Origin of the sequence: Streptomyces sp. NBC_00239 (genome assembly GCF_036194065.1) — a bacterium.
Taxonomy (GTDB): domain Bacteria; phylum Actinomycetota; class Actinomycetes; order Streptomycetales; family Streptomycetaceae; genus Streptomyces.
Genome location: NZ_CP108095.1, coordinates 243,207 through 266,727, shown reverse-complemented (window position 1 = coordinate 266,727; position 23,521 = coordinate 243,207). Strand labels below are relative to the sequence as shown.

Annotated in this window: 19 protein-coding genes and 1 pseudogene; 11 read left to right on the top strand and 9 right to left on the bottom strand. The window is 70.7% G+C overall.

Going from position 1 to position 23,521, the window contains the following annotated elements; all coding sequences use genetic code 11:
* Window positions 1–132 precede the first annotated feature (132 nt).
* Window positions 133–1,173, top strand: a complete 1,041-nt coding sequence (locus tag OG764_RS01370) for an aldose epimerase family protein (RefSeq protein WP_328966495.1) — start codon at window positions 133–135, stop codon at window positions 1,171–1,173.
* A gap of 158 nt (window positions 1,174–1,331) precedes the next feature.
* Here the strand turns inward: OG764_RS01370 and OG764_RS01365 are convergent, their stop codons facing one another.
* The gene (locus OG764_RS01365) at window positions 1,332–2,408 is read right to left on the bottom strand and encodes a LacI family DNA-binding transcriptional regulator (protein WP_443055840.1); all 1,077 of its coding nucleotides are present in this window, start codon (window positions 2,406–2,408) and stop codon (window positions 1,332–1,334) included.
* Window positions 2,409–2,793: 385 nt separating this feature from the next.
* A pseudogene (locus OG764_RS41645) lies at window positions 2,794–3,034 on the bottom strand (zinc ribbon domain-containing protein); the annotation flags it as partial.
* 352 nt (window positions 3,035–3,386) lie between these two features.
* On the opposite strand from OG764_RS41645, the gene araD reads away from it, so the two are divergent.
* The gene (gene araD / locus OG764_RS01355) at window positions 3,387–4,124 is read left to right on the top strand and encodes an L-ribulose-5-phosphate 4-epimerase AraD (RefSeq protein ID WP_328966493.1); all 738 of its coding nucleotides are present in this window, start codon (window positions 3,387–3,389) and stop codon (window positions 4,122–4,124) included.
* Window positions 4,125–4,506: 382 nt separating this feature from the next.
* A complete protein-coding gene (locus tag OG764_RS01350; RefSeq protein WP_328966492.1) occupies window positions 4,507–6,978 on the top strand; it encodes a glycoside hydrolase family 9 protein in 2,472 nt (823 codons plus the stop codon).
* A gap of 139 nt (window positions 6,979–7,117) precedes the next feature.
* Here OG764_RS01350 and OG764_RS01345 read toward each other — a convergent pair whose 3' ends face one another.
* Entirely contained in the window at window positions 7,118–7,531 is a 414-nt protein-coding gene (locus tag OG764_RS01345; protein WP_328966491.1) for an arsenate reductase ArsC, read from the bottom strand.
* Between the two features lie 108 nt (window positions 7,532–7,639).
* On the opposite strand from OG764_RS01345, the gene OG764_RS01340 reads away from it, so the two are divergent.
* From OG764_RS01340 to OG764_RS01330, 3 genes are read left to right on the top strand one after another with little or no spacing between them, the layout of a single operon-like run.
* Window positions 7,640–7,954, top strand: a complete 315-nt coding sequence (locus OG764_RS01340; protein ID WP_328966490.1) for an ArsR/SmtB family transcription factor — start codon at window positions 7,640–7,642, stop codon at window positions 7,952–7,954.
* A 50-nt stretch (window positions 7,955–8,004) separates the two neighbouring features.
* The gene (locus OG764_RS01335) at window positions 8,005–8,799 is read left to right on the top strand and encodes an MIP/aquaporin family protein (RefSeq protein WP_328966489.1); all 795 of its coding nucleotides are present in this window, start codon (window positions 8,005–8,007) and stop codon (window positions 8,797–8,799) included.
* The gene (locus tag OG764_RS01330) at window positions 8,796–9,851 is read left to right on the top strand and encodes an ArsO family NAD(P)H-dependent flavin-containing monooxygenase (RefSeq protein WP_328966488.1); all 1,056 of its coding nucleotides are present in this window, start codon (window positions 8,796–8,798) and stop codon (window positions 9,849–9,851) included. Before OG764_RS01335 ends, OG764_RS01330 begins: the two co-directional genes overlap by 4 nt.
* A 78-nt stretch (window positions 9,852–9,929) precedes the next feature.
* Here the strand turns inward: OG764_RS01330 and OG764_RS01325 are convergent, their stop codons facing one another.
* Both OG764_RS01325 and OG764_RS01320 read right to left on the bottom strand, forming a co-directional pair.
* Complete coding sequence (locus OG764_RS01325) at window positions 9,930–10,424, bottom strand: GNAT family N-acetyltransferase (RefSeq protein WP_328966487.1); 495 nt, start codon at window positions 10,422–10,424, stop codon at window positions 9,930–9,932.
* Window positions 10,421–10,783 (bottom strand): ArsR/SmtB family transcription factor, encoded by a 363-nt coding sequence (locus OG764_RS01320; RefSeq protein WP_328966486.1) that lies wholly within the window; start codon window positions 10,781–10,783, stop codon window positions 10,421–10,423. Before OG764_RS01320 ends, OG764_RS01325 begins: the two co-directional genes overlap by 4 nt.
* 115 nt (window positions 10,784–10,898) lie before the next feature.
* Between OG764_RS01320 and OG764_RS01315 the strand changes: the two genes are divergently transcribed.
* Together OG764_RS01315 and OG764_RS01310 are read left to right on the top strand one after the other, a co-directional pair.
* The gene (locus tag OG764_RS01315) at window positions 10,899–12,257 is read left to right on the top strand and encodes an NAD(P)-binding domain-containing protein (RefSeq protein WP_328966485.1); all 1,359 of its coding nucleotides are present in this window, start codon (window positions 10,899–10,901) and stop codon (window positions 12,255–12,257) included.
* 5 nt (window positions 12,258–12,262) lie between these two features.
* The gene (locus OG764_RS01310) at window positions 12,263–13,477 is read left to right on the top strand and encodes an MFS transporter (protein WP_328966484.1); all 1,215 of its coding nucleotides are present in this window, start codon (window positions 12,263–12,265) and stop codon (window positions 13,475–13,477) included.
* 145 nt (window positions 13,478–13,622) lie between these two features.
* On the opposite strand, the gene OG764_RS01305 is transcribed toward OG764_RS01310, so the two are convergent.
* The 4 genes from OG764_RS01305 to OG764_RS01290 all read right to left on the bottom strand — a co-directional run bounded on the left by OG764_RS01305 (window position 13,623) and on the right by OG764_RS01290 (window position 20,143).
* Window positions 13,623–15,065, bottom strand: coding sequence for an endo-1,4-beta-xylanase (locus OG764_RS01305; protein WP_328966483.1), 1,443 nt, complete (start codon window positions 15,063–15,065; stop codon window positions 13,623–13,625).
* Between the two features lie 375 nt (window positions 15,066–15,440).
* Entirely contained in the window at window positions 15,441–16,904 is a 1,464-nt protein-coding gene (locus OG764_RS01300; RefSeq protein ID WP_328966482.1) for a glycoside hydrolase family 43 protein, read from the bottom strand.
* The gene (locus OG764_RS01295; RefSeq protein ID WP_328966481.1) at window positions 16,901–19,120 is read right to left on the bottom strand and encodes a beta-glucosidase; all 2,220 of its coding nucleotides are present in this window, start codon (window positions 19,118–19,120) and stop codon (window positions 16,901–16,903) included. The genes OG764_RS01300 and OG764_RS01295 overlap by 4 nt, the downstream gene beginning before the upstream one ends.
* A gap of 9 nt (window positions 19,121–19,129) precedes the next feature.
* On the bottom strand, window positions 19,130–20,143 hold the full coding sequence (locus tag OG764_RS01290) for a LacI family DNA-binding transcriptional regulator (RefSeq protein ID WP_328966480.1): 1,014 nt from the start codon (window positions 20,141–20,143) through the stop codon (window positions 19,130–19,132).
* A 231-nt stretch (window positions 20,144–20,374) separates the two neighbouring features.
* Between OG764_RS01290 and OG764_RS01285 the strand changes: the two genes are divergently transcribed.
* Genes OG764_RS01285 through OG764_RS01275 form a run of 3 tightly spaced genes read left to right on the top strand, consistent with a single transcriptional unit; the run spans window position 20,375 to window position 23,476 of the window.
* Entirely contained in the window at window positions 20,375–21,667 is a 1,293-nt protein-coding gene (locus OG764_RS01285; RefSeq protein WP_328966479.1) for an extracellular solute-binding protein, read from the top strand.
* Entirely contained in the window at window positions 21,660–22,649 is a 990-nt protein-coding gene (locus OG764_RS01280) for a carbohydrate ABC transporter permease (RefSeq protein WP_443055839.1), read from the top strand. Before OG764_RS01285 ends, OG764_RS01280 begins: the two co-directional genes overlap by 8 nt.
* Entirely contained in the window at window positions 22,646–23,476 is an 831-nt protein-coding gene (locus tag OG764_RS01275) for a carbohydrate ABC transporter permease (protein WP_328966478.1), read from the top strand. The genes OG764_RS01280 and OG764_RS01275 overlap by 4 nt, the downstream gene beginning before the upstream one ends.
* Window positions 23,477–23,521 lie beyond the last annotated feature (45 nt).

Below are 23,521 nucleotides of genomic sequence, written 5' to 3'. Positions count from 1 at the left end.
TGCTTCCCGGCATGCCCTCCGATGGACCGACTTCCAGGGAACACCACCATGGAACACGTACACGAAAACACCGACCCGGCCACTGATCCCGGGCGGGCTTCCGCCTGTCCGCGGACGGAACGACCCCTGCGCATGCCCGATGAGGGAACGGGGGAGAGGTGGCGGTTCGGCTTCCCCGGCCGGGCCCGCGCGGAGGTCCACACGCTTGGCGCCCGTCTCCGTTCCCTGTTTCTGCCGGACCGCTGGGGCCACACCGCCGACGTGGTGCTCGCGGCCCGCGACCCCGCCGCCTGCGAGGGCTCCGCACGCTACTTCGGCGCGACGGTGGGCCGTTACGCCAACCGCGTCGCGCGCGGCCGGTTCGTCGTCGACGGAGTCACCCACCGGCTCGCCACCCAGGAGAACGGACACACGCTGCACGGCGGTCCCGACGGGTTCGACCAGCGCCTGTGGCGGTGCGAACCGTTCCACTCGGCGCACCGCACCGGTGTCCGGCTGTTCCTGCACAGCCCAGATGGCGATCAAGGATTTCCCGGTGCCCTGAACGTACGCCTCACCTACACGCTGGACCGCGACGACAACCTGACCATGTCGTACGAAGCGGTCACCGACGCGCCGACGATCGTCAACCTCACCAACCACGCCTACTGGAACCTCGAAGGGGAGGGGCGCGGCAACGTCCTGGCCCACCACCTCCAGGTGGCGGCCCCCCTCTACACCCCCGTCGACGCCGAGTTGATCCCCGACGGCCCTCACCGCCCGGTCAGCGGCACCCCGTTCGACCTTCGCCGGCACCGGCGGCTCTCCGACGTCCTGACCCATACGGATGCGCAACTGGCCCTCGCCGGCGGCGGCTTCGACCACAACTGGGTCCTCGACGGCGCCGTGCAGGCCCGACCTCGGAAGGCCGCCGTGTTGTACGCCCCGGCATCCGGCCGCCGCATGGACGTGTTCACCACCGAACCGGGCATCCAGGTCTACACCGCCCAGGGCCTGACCGGTGACATCACGGGCAAGGCAGGCAGGCAGTACCACGCCTACGCGGGGGTCGCGCTGGAGACCCAGCACTTCCCCAACTCCCCGAACCGCCCCGACTGCCCGACGGTCGTCCTGCGCCCGGGCGAGCTGTACCGGTCGACCACGATCCACAGTTTCACCACGGTCACCGCCTGAAAGGGGCGGGTCCGGCCGCATCCGCTGTCCGCCGACCGTATCCGCTGTCCGGTGCCCCTGCGGCACCGGACAGCGGCTTTGGTGCCCGCGCCGTCTCCGCCCGTACGAAGCGCCCTCGGGCCCCGGCTCCCCGTGGGGGGCCACAGGCCGGGCAGGGGTCATTCGGCCGGGGGAGCGATCCTGCGGGCCGTGCTGGCGCGCACGATGAGCTCGGGCGCCACCACCAGGTGTGTCGACTCGTCGGTCCTGCCCTCGATGTGGTCCAGGAGCAGCGCGATGCTGTCGCGGCCGAGCGAGGCGAAGTCCTGGCGGATCGTCGTCAGCGGGGGCGGGAAGAACTCGGCCTCGGGGATGTCGTCGAAGCCTGCGACCGCCACGTCCTCGGGCGTGCGCAGGCCCGCTTCCCGCAAGGCCCGCAGGACACCGAGGGCCATCTGGTCGTTGGCGACGAACACCGCGGTGAGGCCGGCTCCCCGCCCTCGTGACGCCAGGAACCGCCCCGCGAGCTGCTGGCCGGCCCGGTACCCCGACAGCGGACTCCAGTCGCCGCGCAGCAGGGGCGGCACCTCGGCGCCCGCATCGCGCAGTGCGTCCTCCCACCCCTGTGTGCGGGCCTCGCTCTCGAGCCAGTCGGGAGGGCCCGCCACGTGCCACACGGTGGCGTGGCCCGACGCGAGGAGATGCTCCGTGATCATGCGGGCGCCGAGGTTCTGGTCCAGCGACACCCCCGGCAGGTCGAGGGTGTGGCCGCCTTCCACGGTGACCACCGGGCACGGCGCTTCCAGCGCCGCCAGGGCGCGCACCGCTGCGCGTTGCGGAGTGACGGCGACGATCCCCTCCACGCCCCACCCGGCGAGGTGCTGCATGGCTTCGGCGAGGGCTGTCTGCGTGGCGGTCCGAAGCGTGACGGCGGACGTCAGGTAGCCGCGGTCCCGAGCCGCCTCCTGCACCCCCGCCACGGTGCTGGCGGGCCCGTGCAGAGTGGTGTTCACCGCGATGACGCCCAGCGTGTGGGTCCGGCGAGTGGCCAGAGCACGGGCCGCCGAGTTGCGGCGGTACCCCAGCTGCTCGATGACCTGTGTGACGGCGGCCCGGGTCTTGGCGCTGACGTTCGGGTGGTCGCTGAGCACTCGTGAAACGGTCTGATGGGACACGCCGGCGACGCGCGCGACGTCCGTCATCGTGGGCGCTCGCGAGACGTCTGGGAGCTGGGTCAACTCTCTTCCTTTCCTCATCGAGCGGCCTTCCCTCAAGGTACCGAACCAGCCGCGGCCCGCACACGTCTCGGACCGATCGGGAGATTGTCGGCTGGGAATTGATGTTTGCGTTCACATTATGCAGCGTTGGCCGCGTGATGCGGGCAGGAATCTTCTCGTACCTCTTGAGATTATCGCTTGTTAGCGCTCACAATCTGATGGGGGAAGCTGGGGTAGCGCAGCCGCGACGCCTGGCGCGGCCCCCGATCGGTCCAGTCCACTCATGCACGACTGCGGGGCCTGCCGAACGCCGGTTCCAAGGAAACCGCCGCCATGTCGGAGAGACGGTGAGAGCGCATTGACTCCTCCCCCTCCTGAAGGAGGGGGATTCCCAGCTCGCTTCGCCTGACGCCCAGCAGGTGGCAGGTCTTACAAGGTCAGCACCAGCCGGGTACGAGACCAGCCCGGACGAGCATCACGCGGGCGGAGTTCTTGCCCCTGGGGGACACGGTTCCGCAGGCGGTGCACGTATACGTTCTCATCGAAAGAGGTAGGCGGTGCTTGGCTCTCGTACCGCAGTGTGCGCAGTCCATGGCGGTGTGCGCGGGGTTGACCAGATGCACGGTCCGGCCGTGCTTGCGGGCCATGTCGAGCAGCGCCGCCTCGCGGCGGCCGTCTTGCCGTGGCCGGCGTGAGGCAGGTCGTGGGCGTCGGGCGTGGTGGTCGCCGTCCGGGACATCGCCACACACTCGTTCCATACCCAACGACACCGCCCCCACTCCGCTTCCAGAGCAGTGCGGGCGGTGGACGACAGGTGCAGCCGGTAGGTGTACCGAGCATGCCCGGACCCGTCGGCAATCGCTGCCGTCGTCACGATCGAAACCTAACCGTCGCCACTGACAACGAAAGAAAGTCCAGGTCAGAACAGATGCGCAGAGAACTCCGCCGTTACGCGGCTCCGCCCCAAGGACCCGTTCCTCCCCGCCGTAAAGGACGGGGCGTCCTGGGAGAAATCCGGTGAGCGAGACCAACCTCAAGGACCTCCGTCGCGAGGTCCTCGCGGCCAACCTGCGCATCCCGGAGGCCGGTCTGGCCACCCTCACCTGGGGAAACGTCAGCGGAGTAGATCGAGACGCCGGTGTCTTCGTCATCAAGCCGTCCGGGGTCTCCTACGCCGACCTCACCGAGGAGGACCTGGTGGCGGTGGCGCTGGAGGACGGACGGGTCGTCGACGGGCACCTCAGGCCGTCCACCGACACCGAAACCCATCGGTGCCTCTACCGCGCCTTCCCCTCCATCGGGGGCATCACCCACACGCACTCGGCGCACGCCGTCGCCTTCGCCCAGGCGCGCCGCCCGATCCCGGTGCTCGGCACGACACACGCCGACACCTTCAACGGGCCCGTCCCGGTGACCGCGGATCTCACCGCCGAGCAGTGCGCGCAGGACTACGAGTACAACACCGGACAGGTGATCGTCGCCCGGCTCGACGGTGACCCCCGGCGGGCCGACGAGGTCCCCGGAGCACTCGTCTCACGACACGGCCCCTTCACCTGGGGCGCCACCGCGAAGGCCGCACTGGAGAACGCCGTCATCTGCGAGGCCGTGGCGGAGATGGCGCTGCACACGCTGGCGCTGGGGTCCCGCCTCGGAGACACCTCCGAACCGCCGAGGCATCTGCTGGAACGGCACTTCACCCGCAAGCACGGACCGGACGCCTACTACGGCAACACCCCTCACGCTCCGGGCATCTGAGGCCGCGCGCCGCATCGCGGCGCGTGATCCGGCCAGACCGTCGGGCAGTCGCGGCTCGGAAGGCGCCGGGACGTCCCCGTGCATCCGATGGCGCGGTTCAGGTGCCCGGCGGGCCGGCCGGGAGGGAGGCCGCGGGTCGCCGCGGACGGTCGGCGCTGCAACCGGGAGGGAGGCCGCGGGTCGCCGCGGACGGTCGGCGCTGCAACGGCCGTGCGTCCCTCACCGTGAGCGACCGATGCGCGGACGGCACCCCGATCCCGGCCGACGGAGCGCAGGTCAACTACCGCTACGAACAAGAGACTTGACGGGGCCGTTCGGACGCTGGCTTCATTGGGAGCGCTCCCACACGTTGCCTCCCCACCCACCAAGGAAGGCTCCACCCGTGCCTCCTGTCACCTTCGCCCGCGGCGTGCCACGTCGCGCGGCCGCTGTCCTCACCGGCTTCGCCCTGGCTGTCGGCGGCCTGTCCACGACCGCCCTGACCGTTCCGGTCGCGGCTGCCGCCACCGCGGCCGCCGTTGCCGACACGCCCGTCCGGGTCAACCAGCTCGGCTACCTGCCCGACGGCCCCAAGCGGGCCACCGTGGCCGGCTCCGCGACCGCCCCGCTCGCCTGGCAACTGCGCGACGCCGGCGGCGCGGTGGCCGCCTCGGGCACCACCACGGTGCGCGGCGCCGACCAGGCGTCCGGCCAGTCCACGCACCTGGTGGACTTCGGCGCGTACACCGGCACCGGCACCGGCTACACCCTGGTCGTCGGCGGCCAGGCCAGTCACCCCTTCGACATATCCGCCTCGCTGTACGACGGACTGCGCGCCGACAGCATGTCGTTCTTCCATCAGCAGCGCAGCGGTATTGCGATCGACGCAGCCTTGGCGGGCGGCAGTGCCTACGCCCGCCCCGCCGGGCACCTGGGCGTCGCCCCGAACAAGGGCGACACCGGCGTCCCCTGTCAGGCCGGGGTGTGCGACTACCAACTGGACGTGCGCGGCGGCTGGTACGACGCCGGCGACCACGGCAAGTACGTGGTCAACGGCGGGATCTCCGTCTGGGAGATGGTCAACTCCTTCGAACGGGCCCGCAGTTCGGGCGGCGATGCGGCGCTCGGCGACGCCACGCTGCGGGTGCCGGAGCGTGGCAACGGGACGCCGGACGTGCTGGACGAAGCCCGCTGGGAGCTGGAGTTCCTGATGCGGATGCAGGTCCCGGCCGGGAAGCCGATGGCGGGCATGGCCTTCCACAAGATGCACGACGCCAAGTGGACGGCCCTGCCGACCCGTCCCGAACTCGACGCCGAACAGCGTGAGTTGCACAAGCCGTCGACCGCCGCGACGCTGAACCTGGCGGCCTCTGCCGCGCAGTGTGCGCGGGTGTACGCGCCGTACGACGCCGCGTTCGCCGCGCGCTGCATGGACGCGGCCCGCCGCGCCTGGACGGCCGCCAAGGCCAACCCGAACGTGCTTGCCCCGGCGACCGACAACACCGGCGGCGGTGCGTACGAGGACGCCGACGTCTCCGACGAGTTCTACTGGGCGGCGGCGGAGCTCCTGGCCACCACCGGTGAGTCGCAGTACCGGGACGCCGTCACCTCCTCTGCGCACCACACCAAGCCCGTCGACGCGTTCTGGTGGGGTGGCACCGCGACGCTCGGCCGCATCACCCTCGCCACCGTCCAAGGGGTGACCCTGCCTGCCGAGGACATGGCCCGGCTGCGCGGCCTGCTGACCACTGCCGCCGACGGCCACCTGTCCACCATGGCCGGACAGGGCTACGCGGTGCCGCTCCCCGCCACCGGGTACGGGTGGGGCTCCAACAGCTCCGTCGCCAACAACGCGATGGTGATGGCCGTCGCCTACGAGCTCACCGGTCAACAGCGGTACCGGGCAGGGGCGTTGGAGACCCTGGACTACTTGCTCGGTCGCAACGCGCTCGACCTCTCCTACGTCACCGGCTACGGCGACCGCTACTCCCAGAACCAGCACCACCGGTTCTGGGCGCACCAGAACGACGCCTCGCTGCCGCACCCGCCGGCCGGTTCCTTCGCGGGCGGGCCGAACGCGGGCCTGGAAGATCCCGTGGCCAAGGAGAAGCTCACGGGCTGCGCACCGGCGGCATGCTACGTGGACGACATCGGCTCGTACTCCACCAACGAGGTGGCCATCAACTGGAACGCCTCGCTGGCCTGGCTGGCGGCTTTCGCGGCTGAGCGGCGCAGCGCCCCGCCGGTGCCCGTGGTCCGGGTGGCGCCGGCGGCCGTGACCGTCCCCGAGGGCGGTTCGGTGCCGGTGGGCGTGCGGCTCTCCGCCGCGCCCGCGCAGAACGTCACGGTGACGGTGGCCCGGAACTCCGGTGACCAGGACCTGTCGGCGGCCGCGACCCTGGTGTTCACCCCGGCCGACTGGGCCACGGCGCAGCAGGTTCCGGTCTTCGCCGCGCAGGATGCCGACGCATCCCCGGGCAGCGCGACGTTCACGGTCGGTGGTCCTGGCGTGCAGGCGGCGACGTTCACGGCGACGGAGGCGGACGACGACGCGCCGGCGGCCTCGTGCACGGTGGCGTACCGGATCGACAACGCCTGGGGCAACGGCTTCACGGCGACGGTGACCGTGAAGAACACCGGATCCTCGGGGATCTCCGGGTGGACCCTCGGCTGGAGCTTCGCGGGTGATCAGCGGATCGGCAACGCCTGGAACGCCGCGGTGAGCCAGTCGGGCAGTACGGTCACCGCCCGGGACGCCGGGTGGAACGGCACGCTGGCGCCCGGCGGCAGTGCGAGCTTCGGCTTCCAGGCGACGTACTCGGGTACCAATGCCATCCCGGCGCGCTACACGCTCAACGGTGCACTCTGCTCCTGAACGCCCATCACGCCGCGCCCGCCCGCCGACCAGGTTCTCGGTTCGGCGGGCGGAGCGCGTTCGGGACGTGCTGGCGGGGCCGGCCGGGGCCGCCGCCGTCAGACGAGTACCGGCTTGTCGCTCTGGAGGACGTCCAGGTCTACTTCTTGGCGTCGATCTCGGCGATCAGGCCCTCGATGAGGCCCTTGATCTCGTCGCGGATGGGACGGACGGCCTCGACGCCCTGGCCGGCCGGGTCCTCGAGCTGCCAGTCGAGGTAGGTCTTGCCGGGGAAGTACGGGCAGGCGTCGCCGCAGCCCATCGTGATGATGTAGTCGGACGCCTGGGCGGCCTCGGTGGTGAGGACCTTCGGCTTCTGGTCGGAGATGTCGATGCCGAGCTCGGCCATCGCGGCGACGGCGGAGGGGTTGATCTGCTCACCGGGCACGGAGCCGGCGGAGCGGACCTCGACGCGGTCGCCGGCGAGGTGGCGCAGGAACCCGGCCGCCATCTGGGAGCGGCCCGCGTTGTGGACGCAGACGAACAACACGGACGCGAGCGGGGTGGATGACATCGGTTCTTCCTTCATCGGCAGGGTCAACGGGGGCCGTCCATCGCGCTCAGACGGCAATGACTCAGCCCGGACTGGTATCAGCCCTGAGTGATGTGACATTATCAGTCCATGATGACGTCAGTCGACACTGATCTGATCCGGGTACTGGCCGACCCGCTCAGGCTCCAGATCGTGACCCTGCTCGCGCGCGAGACCCTCTGCACCACCCACCTCGTGGAAGAGACGGGCGCCAAGCAGACGAACCTCTCCAACCACCTGAAGGTGCTGCGCGAGGCCGGGGTCGTCGAGACGGAGCCATGCGGGCGGTTCACCTACTACCGCCTGCGCCCGGAAGTCATCGAAGGCCTCGCCGGTCAGTTCGCCGACCTCGCCACGACCGCTCGTGCCACCGCCGACGCGAACCTCAAGCGGTCCTGCCCCTAGCCTTCAGCACCCCCGGGTGCTCTGCCTCACCTGCCCGAGGAGAACCTGCCTTGACCGCCACCGAGCCCGTCGGCACCGCCCCCACCGCGGACACCGTCATAGCCGCCGACAGCCCCCAGCCCGCACCCGGCGCGACCCCGCCCCACACCCCGCTGATCGCCCGCGCCGCCGCCGAGCTGGTCGGCACCGCGGCCCTCGTCGCCATCGTGGTCGGCTCGGGCATCCAGGCCACGAAGCTCACCGACGACGTGGCGCTCCAGCTGCTGGCCAACTCCACCGCCACCGTGTTCGGGCTCGGCGTGCTCATCGCGCTCCTCGGGCCGGTCTCCGGCGCGCACTTCAACCCGGCCGTCACGCTCGCCGAGTGGTGGACCGCCCGCCGCGGCGGAGCCGGCGTCAGTGTCCGCGAGGTGGCCGTGTACGTACCCTCCCAGATCGTCGGCGCCATCGCGGGCGCGATCCTGGCGGACGCGATGTTCGGCGAGCCGCTGGTGAAGTGGTCCACCCACGACCGCTCCGCCGGGAACCTCCTCCTCGGCGAGGTCGTCGCCACCGCAGGGCTGATCCTGCTGATCTTCGGCCTGGCCAGGACGGACCGGCTGCGCTTCGCGCCCGTCGCCGTCGCCTCGTACATCGGCGCCGCCTACTGGTTCACGTCCTCCACCTCCTTCGCCAACCCGGCGGTGACGATCGGCCGTGCCTTCACGGACACGTTCGCGGGCATCGCCCCTGCCTCCGTCGCCGGCTTCATCGGCATGCAGTTGATCGGCGTCGTGGTCGGTCTGGCCTTGGTGGCGGTCGTCTTCATGCCCGGCAAGACGGACACCGAGGCGCCCGCGGCATGACGCGGCGCACGGATGTGGTGGTGATCGGCGGCGGCCAGTCCGGGCTCGCCGCCGGCTACCACCTGCGCCGCCTGGGCATCGAGCACGTCATCCTCGACGCCCAGGCGACGCCGGGCGGGGCCTGGCAGCACACCTGGGATTCCCTGCGACTGTTCTCGCCCGCCGCGTATGCGTCGCTGCCCGGCCGTCTCATGCCCGTTCAAGCGGGCGAGGTCTACCCGGACGCAGCTCATGTCGTCGCCTACCTCGCCGACTACGAGAAGCGGTACGAGCTGCCGATCCAGCACGGGGTGTGGGTCGAGAGCGTGCGGCGCGACGGTCCGTTCCTGCGGGTCGAGACCGACTCGGGCTCCTGGCGGGCCCGAGCGGTCGTCAGCGCGACCGGCACCTGGACCCGCCCGTTCATCCCGGCCGTCGCGGGCCGCCGCGCGTACGAGGGCCGTCAGCTCCACACGGTCCAGTACGGGCGCCCCGAGGAGTTCGCCGGGCGGCAGGTGATCGTCGTGGGCGGCGGGAACTCCGGCGCCCAGATCGCCGCCGACCTCGCCGGCACCGCCGAGCTGACCTGGGTCACCCGGCGCCCGCCCCGCTACCTCGCCGACGACATCGACGGCCGCGCCCTCTTCGACCACGCGACCGCCCGCCGCCGCGCCCTCGACGAAGGCCGCACCGACACCGGCGGAGTCGCCTCCCTCGGCGACATCGTGGCCGTACCGCCGGTCCGTGCCGCCCGCGACGCCGGTCTCCTGCACACGAAACCGATGTTCACCCGCCTCACCCCGACCGGCGTGGAGTGGGCGGACGGCACCCGTGCAGAGGCCGACGCCGTCATCTGGTGCACGGGCTTCCGCCCCGCCCTCGCCCACTTCGCCGCCCTGCGCCTGCGCGGCGCCCGCGGCCACATCGCCACCGAAGGCACCCGCGCCCTCGACGAACCGCGCCTGCACCTGCTCGGATACGGCGACTGGACCGGCCCGGCCTCCGCCACCCTCATCGGCGTCGGCCGGCCCGCCCGCGACTGCGCCCGCGAGATCGCATCTCTGCTGTCCTGACCGCGGTGGGGATTCCGCTGGGCGCGTCAAGGCTCCACGCCGCAACCCAGCCCGCACGCTGACCGGCAGACGGCAGCGTCAGGTGACGGCGGCGCTGCGGCGCTCCAGCAGGACCACGTCGCGCCACATGCCGTGGTGGCGGCCGATGCGCTCGCGGGTCCCGATGATCCGGAAGCCGGCCCGCTGGTGGAGGGCCAGGCTCGCGCGGTTCTCGGGGAAGATGCCGGACTGGATCGTCCAGATCCCAGCCGATTCCGTGGACTCGATCAGGGCCTGGAGCAGGGCCAGGGCGACACCGCGCCCTCGGGCTGCGGGGTGGACGTAGACGGAGTGCTCGACCACGCCTGCGTATGCGCACCGGTCCGAAACGGCGCTCGCCGCGACCCAGCCGAGGACCTTGCCGTCCTCGCCGACGGCGGCGAAGCGGTGCTCCGGCAGCTTGCCCGCTTCGAATGCCTGCCAGGTGGGGGCTGTGGTTTCGAAGGTGGCGTTGCCTTCGTCGATCCCCGCTTGGTAGATCGCCAGGACCTGATCGGCGTGCGCTTCGGCCAGCGGCGCGATGGTGATGCTCATGCGGCAGCCGCGCGGGTCAGCAGCTGTCCCATGGCGGCGAGCACCGAGGGCTCGACCCGGTAGTACACCCAGGTGCCGCGCCGCTCGGAGGACAGCAGCCCGGCCTCCCGCAGCTTCTTCAGGTGATGGGAGACCGTCGGCTGGGAGACGCCCACGTCGGAGATGTCGCACACGCATGCCTCGCCGCCCTCGTGCGAGGCGACCAGCGAGAACAGCCTGAGGCGGACCGGGTCGCCCAGGGCCTTGAACATACCGGCGGTCCGCTCGGCCTCCTCGGCCGTCAGCGGGCGCTCGGACAGGGGCGGGCAGCACGCCGCCGCGTCCTGCGGCGCCAGCAGCGGCAACACCTTCGTAGTCATGTCCCCCATCATCCGACGAGTTTCGACAGATGTCTATGTTGACGAACGTCGATACAGGGTCCACTCTGGAGGCGTCAGGACATCGACAGACGTCGAATCAACTGGGGAGCCCGCCGTGAACGCATCCACCGAAGCCCTGCCCGTCGTCGTGATCGGCGCCGGCCCGATCGGACTCGCCGCGGCTGCCCGCCTCATCGAACGGGACATCGAGCCGCTGGTCCTGGAGGCCGGACCGGCCGCCGCGTCCGCCGTGCGCGACTGGTCGCACGTACGCCTCTTCTCCACCTGGTCCGAGGTCGTCGACCCCGAGGCCGAGAAGCTGCTCGCCCCTACCGGCTGGGTCAAGCCGGACGGTGCCACCTACCCGTCCGGTGGCGACTGGGCCGAGCGCTACCTCCAGCCCCTGGCCGACGTCCTCGGCGACCGAGTCCGCTACAACGCGACCGTCACCGGCGTCTCCCGGGCCGGCCGGGACCGCATCGTCGACGCCGACCGTGAGGCCCAGCCCTTCGTCATCCACCTCACCGGCCCCGGCGGCGAGGAGCGGATCTTCGCCCGCGCCGTGATCGACGCCTCGGGAACCTGGTCCACCCCCAGCCCGGCCGGAGGCAGCGGCCTCGCAGCTCTCGGCGAGAAGGCTGCGTCCGACCGGATCTCCTACCGCGTCCCCGACCTGAAGGACCCGGCCGTCCGCACCCGCTACGCCGGCAAGCGCACCGCCGTCATCGGCTCCGGAGCCTCGGCCTTCACCGCCCTCGCCTACCTCGCCGACCTCGCGAAGGACGAGCAGGGCACCCACGCGCAGTGGATCCTGCGCCGAGGCATCTCAGGCTCCACCTTCGGCGGCGGCAACGCGGACCAGCTCCCCGCCCGCGGCGCCCTCGGCCTCGCAGCCAAGGCCGCCGTCGACGACGGGTACGCGGACGCCGTCACCGGCTTCCGCACCGACGCCATCGAGAAGACCGGGGACGGCCGCCTGATCCTCGTGGGCGAGGACGGCCGCCGCCTGGACCCGGTCGACGAGGTCATCGTCCTCACCGGCCTCCGCCCCGACCTCACCTTCCTCGACGAGCTGCGTCTCGGCCTGGACGAGCGCCTCCAGGCCCCCATTGCCCTGGCCCCGCTGATCGACCCCAACCAGCACTCCTGCGGCACCGTCTACCCCCACGGCGTCAACGAGCTCTCCCACCCGGAGAAGGACGTCTACCTCGTCGGCATGAAGTCCTACGGCCGCGCCCCCACCTTCCTCGCCATGACCGGCTACGAGCAGGTCCGCTCCATCGTCGCCCACCTCGCCGGCGACCAGGAAGCCGCAGAGCGCGTCGAACTCACCCTCCCCGAGACCGGAGTCTGCGGCGGCGCCGGCCTCTTCGACCAGCCCGCCGCAGCCGAGGAAACCGGCGGAGGCTGCTGCGCCGCCCCCGCCACGCTCACCATCGGCGTCGGCGCCCCGGCCCGCACCGGCGGCTGCTGACCGAGGTGACCGACCTCCAAAGCAGCGGGGCCGCGACCGGTACGGGGGACCGGTCGCGGCCCCGCGCCGTGCTCCCCGCCCTCTGCGCCACCCAGATCACCAGCTGGGGCATCGTCTACTACGCCTTCCCCGTCCTGCTCCCACGCCTGACGGCCGACACCGGCTGGTCCGTCAACGCGGCCACCGCCGCCTTCTCCCTCGCCCTCCTCGTCTCGGCGCTCGCCGGCATCCCCATCGGTCGGATCCTCGACCGCCGGGGCCCGCGCGCGGTGATGACCTTCGGGTCCGTGATCGGCGCCCTGGCCCTCCTCCTGATCGCAGCGGCCCCGAACCTGACGGTCTTCACCTGCGGTTGGATCGTCGCGGGTGTCGCCATGGCCGCCACCTTCTACCCGCCGGCCTTCGCCGCCCTCACCCGCTGGTGGGGCCCCGACCGCGTCCGGGCCCTGACGATCGTCACTCTCGCGGGCGGCCTGGCCTCCACCGTCTTCGCACCGCTGACCGCCGCCCTCGCCGAACACCTCACCTGGCGGGCCACCTACGTCGTCCTGGCCGTGACCCTCGCCGCCGTCACCATCCCCGCCCACGCCCTCGCCCTGCGCGCGCCCTGGCCCCCCGCGCCGCCGGCCCTGCGCTCGATCGACCGCACCCCGGTAGCGCGCAGCCGACCCTTCCTCCTCCTGGCCGTCGCCTTCACGCTCTCCGGCTTCGCCATGTACGCCGTCGTGATGGGCATCATCCCGCTCCTCACCGCACGCGGCGCCGGCGCGACAACCGCCGCCTGGGCCCTCGGACTCGGCGGCGCCGGCCAGACCCTGGGCCGCACCCTCTACGCGGCTCTGGCAACCCGTACGTCCGTCACGACCCGCACCGTCACGCTCATCGCCCTCGGCGGCGCGACCACCGCATCCCTGGCCTTCGTCCCGGGCCCGCTGCCCCTGCTGGTCCTCCTCGCGATCCTGGCCGGAGTCGTACGCGGCAACCTGACCCTGCTCCAGGCCACCGCCGTCACCGACCGCTGGGGAACCACCCACTACGGCCGCCTCTCCGGCCTCCTCGGCGCACCCGCCCACATCGCCGCCGCCCTGGCCCCCTGGGCCGGCGCCGCCCTCGCAGGCCCACTCGGCGGCTACCCCCACCTCTTCGCAGCCCTGGCCGCACTCTCCGCCGTAGCCGCCTGCCTCGCCCTGGCGGCCTCCGGGAAAAGCCGCAGCCAGTGAGGCACTTCGCCCGGACCACCATGCGAGGGGCGACCGAACGCCACGACCGCCGGGCATGTCCTTCAACACGGGGCGGTCCAGCCGCCGCTCCACCGCGAAGAACATGCCGGGCCTCATCGGTTCGCCCCTGCGCTGTGGCAGACCGTCAGGTGCGGGTCCAGCGCTGGTTGCTGCCGCCCGAGCAGGAGTAGAGCTGGATCAGGGTGCCGTTGGCGGTGGCGTTGCCGGTGGCGTCGAGGCAGAGGCCGGACTGGACTCCGACGATGGATCCGTCGGAGTTGAGGCGCCATTTCTGGTTGTCGCCGCCCCAGCAGCCGTAGATCTGGACCTTGGTGCCGTTGCCGGTGCCGGCCGCGTCCAGGCACTTGTTGCCGTAGACCCTGAGCTCGCCTCCGGCGGTGTACGACCACTGCTGGTTGGTGCGGTTGTTGCAGTCCCACAGGTTGACCTGGGTGCCGTCGGTGGTGCTGGCACCGGGCACGTCCAGGCAGCGGCCCGACCCGACGCCCTTGATCTGTCCAGAACCGGGCGAAGGGGTCGGAGTGGGGGTGGAGGAACCGGCGTTGAGTGCGTTGAGCACGGAGGTGTAGGCGGGCTTCTTGCTGCCGTTGCCGTCGAACAGCAGCGGCGATTGCTCCGATCGCCAGGAATCGGTGTCGCGCACACCCCAGACGGTGATGCCGAGGCAGCGCGGGACGGCCAGGCAGTCGTTGGCCACGTTGGCGTAGGTCGCGGCCGAGGCGCCCTGGATGTCGAGTTCGGTGACGGCCACATCGACGCCGAGGGCGGCGAAACTCTGCAGGGTGGTGCGGAAGTTGCCGTTGTACGGGCTGTCGTTGTTGAAGTGGGACTGGAACCCGACGCAGTCGATCGGCACGCCGCGCTGCTTGAAGTCCCGGACCATGGCGTACATCGCCTGGGTTTTGGCCCACGTCCAGTTCTCGACGTTGTAGTCGTTGTAGCAGAGCTTGGCGGCCGGGTCGGCGGCGCGCGCGGTGCGGAAGGCGACCTCGATCCAGTCGTTGCCGGTGCGCTGCAGGTTGGAGTTCCGCCGGGCTCCCGAAGTGCCGTCTTCGAAGGCCTCGTTCACGACGTCCCACTGGACGATCTTGCCCTTGTAGTGGGCCATCACGCCGTTGATGTGGTTGGTCATCGCCTGGCGCAGCGCGCTGCCGCTGAGGTTCTGCATCCAGCCGGGCTGCTGGGAATGCCAGGCCAGGGTGTGGCCGCGTACCTGCTTGCCGTTCTGTACCGCCCAGTTGTAGACGCGGTCACCGGCGGCGAAGTTGAACTGGCCCTGCTGGGGTTCGGTGGCGTCGATCTTCATCTCGTTCTCGGGCGTCACCGAGTTGAACTCGCGGCCGGCGATCGTCGTGTACGCCGGGTCGCCCAGCCTGCCCGAGGCGATGGCGGTGCCGAAGTACCGGCCGCTCTGCGCCGCTGCACCACCGAGCGTGCTCTCGGCGGCGTGTGAGGTCAGCGGCGGCACCAGCACGGCGGCCGAACCGAGGATGCCGAGGACCAGGGCCGCACGAAGACCGCCGGTCTTCCGACGGACGGCGGGCGGGGGAATGACGTGTGAGCCCATGAAAGAGCCTCCAGGACAGAAATCACGGAAGGGTTGGAGTGCGGCGGAGTGAGTCCGCGTGAACGACGTCCGCGTCCATTGGCAAAAAGGACGCTCACGACCAGGACGTCACGATCAGAGGCTGGTATCCGGCACCCGGACGCAGGCGGGTGACATCACCTCGGACCTCAGTCTGGAAATACCGCCGAAACATGTCAAGAGTTTCGAAAGGATTTCGAGAATCCGCCCCCGGAACTATCCCAGTAACCGCTTTGAATTGAGCGAGCTTCATCGAAAGTATTTCGATGAAGCTCGCTCAGGCCGGGCTGTCGCTGAAAGGCTCAGGCAATTTCCTTCGGTTCGCATCTCGGGGGCGGCGATACGCGGCTGCCGACGCTAGTGTCCAGGCGGTTCCTGCCGGCTCGGGTACGTGATGTCGAACGACGTGAAGTGGGCTTGGTTCGTGGAGGGGCGGCCGTTTGAGGTGGCGTAGAGGCCGAGCTGGACGCTGGTGAACAGCGGGGTGAGGAAGGTGGCTTCGACGGTGGCCAGGTCCTCCCAGGCGCCGTCCGGAGCCGCGTGGGCGAAGGTGTGGCTGAAGCCGCGGATGCGGACCCCCAGGCGCACGGGGCCCGGGGCGACGGGACTGCGGGCCAGTACCTCGGGCCCGCGCCGGAGGCTGAGTCCTTGAGTGGTGCGAAGGAAGAGGAGATGGGTGTCGTCGTCGAGGACCACGGCGAGGCCCGCCTGTTCGTCCGGTGCGGTGGGGGTGAAGTGCAGTTCGGTGGACACGTCGCAGTCGGACTGTTCCTGGGGGCGGGCCAGGAGGGACGGGACGGTGCGTTCGCCGAGGCGTTCGGGGCGGAGCTGGAGGCGGAGCCCGTCGCCGGTGGTCCAGAACTGCCGCGCGGGTGGGGTGCGCAGGGTGCTCCAGTCGGGGGAGAGGGTGGTGAAGCCGTCGTGGAGGGGGCGGCGAGGGTCGGTGTGGACGACGGGGGAGAAGACCGGCCAGCCGTCGTCCCAGGTGATCCGGCTGAGGAAGGTCGCGCGGCCGAGGGCGGAGCCGGGGCGGACGCCCAGGAGGACGGCCCGCCAGTCACCGTGCGGGGTCTGGACGAGGTCGGCGTGTCCGGTGCAGGTGACCGGGCCCTCGGCGGGTGGGAGCATCGGGTTGCCGGGGGCGCCCTCGTAGGGGCCGGTCACGCGGTCGGCGCGGGCGGCCACCACGCTGTGGTCCACGTCGGTGCCGCCCTCGGCGGTGAGCAGGAGATAGGAGCCGTCGATCTTGTAGAGGTGCGGGGCTTCCGACCACCGGGCGCCCGGACGGCTTCCGGACCACAGGACGTGCTCCGGTCCCGTGAGCCGTCGTTCGCGGGGAAGGTATTCGCGCATCCAGATCTCGGTGCGGCCGGCGGCCTCGTCCAGCACGCGGGCGGCGGTGAACCAGGCCCGGCCGTCGCCGCCGTCCGGCCCGTCGTCGAAGAACAGCGACGGGTCGAAGCCCTCGCCGTCCAGCCAGTGCGGCTGCGACCAGGGCCCCGCCGGGTCGGTCGCCGTGACGACGAAGTGGCCGGGGCCGTCCATCAGCGTGCAGACGAGATGGAAGACCCCGTCATGGTGTCGGATCGTCGGCGCGAACAGGCCCCGTGAGGGCGCGCACCCGTCGAGGTCGAGTTGGGACGCCCGGTCGAGTGCGGAGCCGATGCGCCGCCAGTTCAGGAGATCGCGGCTGTGGAACACGGGGAGGCCCGGGAACCATTCGAAGCTGGACGTCACCAGGTAGTAGTCCGCCCCCACTCGGCAGACCGACGGGTCGGGCCGGAACCCGGGCAGCACGGGATCACCGAAGAACCCGGTCATGGGACCGGGACGATGTCGACCGGCACGGACAGCGCCCGGTCGGCCGCCGGGTGACGTACGGGGCCCTCCAGGGTGAAGGAGCCCTGGAGCGGAAGATCTCCGCTGGACCGTCCGACGGCCACGCCGATCTCCCCGGGCTCCACTCTTCTGCGCAGGTCGATCCCGGTGAAGGAGGTCCGGTCGGCATGGACGGTGAAGGTGACCCGGGCGGCCGCGCCCGGCTGTAGCTCGACCCTGGCGAATCCGGCGAGCCACCGCTGCGGCCTGACGACGGACGCCACGGGGTCGGAGAGGTACAGCTGGACCACCTCGGTTCCGGTCACGTCGCCGACGTTGCGTGCGGTGACCGAAACGGCGACGGCCCCGTCCGTCGCGGCGACGGGATCCACCGAGAGCTCCGAGCAGGTGAAGTCGGTCCAGCTCAGCCCGTGTCCGAAGGGGAACAGCGGGGTCGGGTCCACCGAGCTCCAGTCGGTGTGCCCGCCGAGCCTGCCGTGCAGGTACGTGCCGGGCTGGCCGCCGACCTGGCGGGGGATGGAGACGGGCAGCCGCCCGGAGGGTTCCGCAGCCCCGCTGATGATCCGGGCCAGTGCCGGCCCGCCCTCCTCGCCGGGGAAGAAGGCCTGCACCACGGCCGATGCGCGCTCGGCCAGCGTGCCGAGCGCGTAGGGCCGTCCGGAGACGAGGACCAGGACGGTCGGCACTTCGGAGTCCAGGACGGCGGAGGCGAGTGCGGCCTGGTCGCCGGGCAGGTCGAGGGTCTCGGCGTCGCAACCCTCTCCGGACGTGCCCCGGCCGAACATGCCCGCCCGGTCCCCGAGCAGCAGCACGTTCACGTCCGGATCGTCTTCGGTGATCGTGAACCCGGCAGCGGTGAGTGCTTCGCCGAGCGTCGGAATGGGCAGCCCGAGGTCGCCGGGCAGTGCGACGTGGTTGGGGAAGGAGTAGCAGCCGAGGAAGGACTGGGGGTCGTCGGCGTACGGACCGGTGATCGCGATCCGGCACGGGCGCAGCGGCAGGGTGCCGTCGTTGGCGAGCAGCACGGTGGACCGTTCGGCCAGGAGCCTGGCCAGTGCCCGGTTCTCCGGCGGGTCGAGGTCGACCGGCTCGGGCTTGACGGGTTCCCAGCCGGGGTCGAGCAGGCCGAGCTCGGCCTTCTGCCGCAGGACCCGTTCCGCGGCCCGGTCGACGAGTTCCTCGGGCACGTCTCCCGACCGGACGAGTTCGGTCAGCGGCTCGCCGTAGCAGCGGGCCGTGGGCAGCTCGACGTCGATTCCGGCGGTCAACGCCAGTGCGCCGGCCGCGCCGCGTGATCCTGTGACGCCGTGCCGCGTCTCCAGGAAGGAGACGGCGTAGTAGTCGGCGACGACCACACCGCCGAAACCGAGCTCGTCCCTGAGCAGTTCGGTCAGCAGCCGTTCGTCGGCGGCCACCGGGACGCCGTCCACGTCGGTGTAACTGTTCATCACCGAGCGGGCGCCCCCCTCGCGCAGCGCCCGCACGAAAGGCTCGACCAATACGTCGGCGAACTCGCGCGGACCCGAGGAGACGGGGGCCATGTTCCGGCCGCCGCGCGAGGCCGAGTACCCGGCGAAGTGCTTGAGCGTCGCCACGATCCCGGCGCTTTCCAAGCCCTGCACGTAGGCGGTGCCGATCGCTCCGACGAGGTAGGGATCCTCGCCGATGCATTCCTCGGTCCTGCCCCACCGGTAGTCGCGGACCACGTCGAGCACCGGAGCCAGCCCTTGGTGGACGCCGACCCGCCGCATCCCCGTGCCGATGGCGTTGGCCATCCGGCGCACGAGCCCGGGATCGAAGGATGCGCCCCAGGCCAGTGGTCCGGGGAAGACAGTCGCCCCGAACGTCATGAACCCGGTCAGGCACTCCTCGTGAGCGACCGCCGGGATCCCGAATCGGCCGGATCCGGTCACCTTCCGCTGGAGCGAGGCGAGCCGCTCCATTCCGGCTTCCGCTGTGATCGGCGCGGTGCCGTACACCCGGGTGAGCTGGCCGAGCCCGTGGGTGACGATGTCGTCGAGGCCGGGCGCGGACTCGCCGGAATCGTCCTCCATCGGCGCGACCGGTGCCCCCGGATCCGAGGGCAGTGCCCAGAAGCCGGTGAGCTGACCCGCCTTCTCCTCCAGTGTCATCCGTTTCAGCAGATCGGCGACGCGCACGGAAACGGGCAGGAGAGGGTCACGCCAGGGCTCGGTCAAGGAGTTCTCCTAGAGACGGGGCGGGGCGGTGGAGAGCCGGATCTTGAGCTCGGTCGAGAGCTCCATCCGGGGGCTGACCAGGGGCTGGCCGTCCAGGAGCTGGAAAAGGGTGCGGGCGGCGAGCCGGCCCATCTCCTCCAGCGGCTGGCGCACCGTCGTCAGCGGCGGTGACAGCCATTCGCACATCGGCAGGTCGTCGAAGCCGACCACGCTGAGGTCCTGCGGGATGCTCAGCCCGCCCTGCCGGGCGGCTTCGTACACGCCCATGGCCTGCTGGTCGCTGCCGGCGAAGACGGCGGTCGGGGGATCGGGGAGGGCGAGCAGTTCCCGGGCGCGCCGGAACCCGCCCTCGTGCTGGAAGTCGCCGAACCGGATCAGGTCGCGGTCGACCTCGATCCCGGCCCGCTCCAGGGCGGCGCGGTACCCGTCGATGCGGGCCTGGCTGCAGAGCATCTCCTTGCGCCCGCCGATCGCGGCGATCCGGCGGTGCCCCAGCTCCAGCAGGTGTTCCGTGGCGGCGAGGCCGCCCGCCCAGTTGGTCGCGCCGATGCTCGGCACACCGTTGCCCGGCAGGTCGATCGGGTCGATGACGACCAGCGCCACTCCGGCCTGTTCGACCTGGGCGCGCTGGGCTTGGGTGACCGACGCGGTGACGAGGATGACGCCGTCGCTGTGGTGCAGGACCGGCAGTGCGGCCCAACTGGACGGCGTGGCCTCTCCCGGCGGGACGAGCGACACGACCGTGCCGACGCTCCGCCGGGCGCACTCGGCCTCGACGCCGCGCAGTATCTCCACCGCCCACGCGCTGTCCAGACCGCCGATGATCAAGTCGACCAGGCCCGACCTGCGGGCCCTGCCCTGCCGGCCGGGGTGGAGGTAGTTGTGAGACCGCAGCAGGCTCTCGATCCGTTCGCGTGTCGAAGGTGCGACGTCGGAGCGGCCGTTGATCACCTTGGAGACGGTGGCCTGGGAGACCCCTGCCTCCGCGGCGATGACGGCCAGGGTCGGACGCTGCTCGCTCAACTTCTCTCCTCTGCGGCGTACGCCTGGGCTGGCGACAGGTATCGCAAACTTTCGACGAGTTTCCGGTCGGCGCGACCAGGTTGTCAACCGTCAAGAGGGCTTCTGTTGCCGGAAGTTCGGTGAGAAGGCTTGACCGGGAGGCCCTACGTTCCTAGTTTGTGGCAGCACGAATTCGAGAATGTTACGAAACATTTTCGAGATCGAACCGGTATTCCCCACCCCGGAGGTCACATGGCCAGCACACCCCCGAGCCGACGAAGCTTCCTTGCGCTCTCGGGCCTGACCGCTCTGTCCGTCTCGCTGACCGCGGCTTGCGGCGGCGGGGACTCCGACTCGGAGGCGGCGGCCGACGGCAAAGTGACCTTCGCATGGTGGAACATCGCGACGACGGAACCGGGCAAGTCCCTGTTCCCGCAGATCTCCTCGGCGTTCACGGCCGCTCACCCGAACATCAGGATCAAAACGACCTCGTTGGAGAACGAGGCGTTCAAGTCCAAGCTGACCGCCACCACTTCGTCGGGCCGGCTCCCCGACGTCTTCCAGACCTGGGGCGGCGGCGTTTTGCGGCAGCAGGTCGACGCGGGGCTGGTCGAGGACCTCACCGACGCGTTCGGCTGGGCGTCCGACCTCACCCCGGTCTCGCTGCAGGCCTATCAGTTCGAGGGCCGGACCTACGGGGTGCCCTACGACGTCGGCATGGTGGGCTTCTGGTACAACAAGAAGCTCTTCGCCAAGGCCGGTATCACCGCTCCGCCGGCCACCTGGGCCGAGTTCCTCGAGGACGTCAGGAAGCTCAAGGCGGCGGGCGTCACTCCGATCGCCCTCGCGGGCAAGGAGAAATGGCCGGGCCACTACTACTGGGCCTACCTCGCGATGCGCGTCGCAGGCCTCCCCGCGCTGCAGCAGGCCGCGACCACCAAGGACTTCACCGGCGCCGGCTTCGTCCAGGCGGGTGCCCACCTCAAGGAGCTGGTCGACCTCCGGCCGTTCCAGACGGGCTTCCTCGGCGCCGGCTACGCCACCCCCGGCGGCCAGGCCGCGACCATGGGCAACGGCAAGGCCGCCATGGAGCTGATGGGGCAGTGGGGGCCCTCGGTCCAGCAGGACGCGGGCGCCGACCTCGGAGCGGACCTGGGCTTCTTCCCCTTCCCGACGGTCGACGGTGGCGTCGGTCGGGTCACCGACGTGTTCGGCGGTGGCGGCGGTTTCGCGCTGCGCAAGGGCGCGCCGAAGGAGGCGCTGGACTTCCTGAAGTTCTTCGTCCTGGAGAACCAGTCCAAGCTGCTGGCCTCCAACGGCTACCTGCCGGTGGTCAAGGGCGCGGAGAGCGGGCTTGCCGACGCCAACAGGAAGGTGGTGGCCGACAGCCTGGTCAAGGCGACGGGCTTCCAGCTCTTCCTCGACCAGGCCTACCCGCCGGCGGTCGGCCAGGAAGTCAACGACAGCGTTGCCGACCTCATCGCGGGCAACAAGACGCCCGAGCAGGTCACCAAGTCGATCACCGAGGCTGCGAAGGGTGCCTAGCTCCGTGTCCACCCCGACGAAGGAACGGACGCAGGACGCCGTGCCGTTGCGCCCGCCCGCCCCGGCACGGTCGCTCCTGCGCGCGTGGGGAAGCTGGGCGTCGGTCGCCTGGTTCCTCGTCCCGGCTCTGGTCCTCTTCCTCGTCTTCGTCCTCGCCCCGATCGCGGTCGCCGTCTACACCGGCTTCTTCAAGTGGGGCGGGGTCGGACCCATGGACGACTTCGTCGGCTTCGAGAACTACGCCAGGCTGTTCGACGATCCGGTCTTCCTCGGCGATCTGGAGCGCGGGCTGTACCTGATCGCCCTGTCGATCACGGTGCAGTTGCCGTTCGCGCTGTTCACCGCCGTCCTGCTCAACCAGAGGCTGCGCGGCCGGGCCGTCTACCGGATGCTGTTCTTCGCGCCGTACGTCCTGTCCGAAGTGGTCACGGCGGTCCTCTTCACGATGATCTTCCTTCCCGGTGACGGCATGGCCGACCATCTCGCCGGCGCCCTCGGCCTGGAGGGGCTGCAGGGCAAGTGGCTCGCCGATCCCTCGACGGTCATGCCGACCCTGTTCGTGGTCATGACCTGGAAGTACTTCGGCTTCCACATGATGCTCTTCCTCGCCGGGCTCCAGAGCATCCCGCGCGAGATCCTCGAGGCCGCCTCCATCGACGGCGCCGGCGCCTGGCAGCGCTTGCGGCACGTGACGCTGCCGTTGCTCGGCCCGACGATCCGGATCAGCGTCTTCCTTTCGGTCATCGGCGCCATCCAGCTCTTCGACCTCGTCTGGGTCATGACCGCGGGCGGGCCCAACCACTCCTCCGAGACGATGGCGATCTCGATGTTCCAGTTCGGGTTCAAGCGCTACCAGGTCGGCTACGCCAGTGCGATCAGCGTGGTGTTGTTCATGATCAGTCTGGTCTTCTCCCTCTTCTACCAGCGTTACGTACTGCGCCGCGACCTGAGCGGGGCCGTCACCTCGGGAGGTGCTCGATGAACACCCGCAGAACGGCACGCGGCCTGTCGCTGCACGCCGTGATCTGGCTCATCGGCGCGTTCGTCGTCGTGCCGCTGATCTACGCGGTGATCTCCGGGTTCAAGAGCACCGGCGAGCTGACGACCAACCCGTTCGGGCTGCCGAAGCACTGGAAGACCGGCAATTACACCGGCATTCTCGGCGACGCAATGTTCTGGCGGCAGATCGCCAACAGCGCGGGCATCGCGATCGGCACGGCATGCTGCACGGTGGCGGTCGCGGCGATGGCGGCGTTCGTACTGGCCCGCTACGCCTTCCGCGGCAGGGAGCTGTTCTACACGCTGTTCACGATCGGGCTGATGTTCCCGTTCGCGGTGGCCGTCCTGCCGCTGTTCCTGCTGCTGCGCAACTTCGACCTGCTCGACAACCCGCTCGGAGTGATCCTCCCGCAGGCGGCCTTCGGACTCCCCATGACGATCATCATCCTGCGCGGCTTCTTCCGGACGATCCCGGCAGAGGTCGAGGAGGCGGCCGTCATGGACGGCTGCGGCAAGTTCCGCTTCTTCTGGAAGATCCTGCTGCCGATGGCGCGTCCGGCGCTCGGCACGGTCTCGGTGCTCGCGATCGTCGCGAGCTGGAACAACTTCTTCCTGCCACTGCTGGTGTTCAACGATCCGAAATGGCAGACGATCCCGGTCGGAGTCCAGCAGTTCCAGGGCCAGTACTCGACCGACTACGCGCTCGTCCTCGCCTACATCGTGCTCGCCATGGTCCCCGCCCTCGCCTTCTACGCCGTCGCCGAGCGGCAGCTGATCGGCGGACTCACCGCGGGCGCCACCAAGGGCTGACCCGTCCCGCGCGACCTCCACCCCCGAGGAGATGTGGTGAAACGG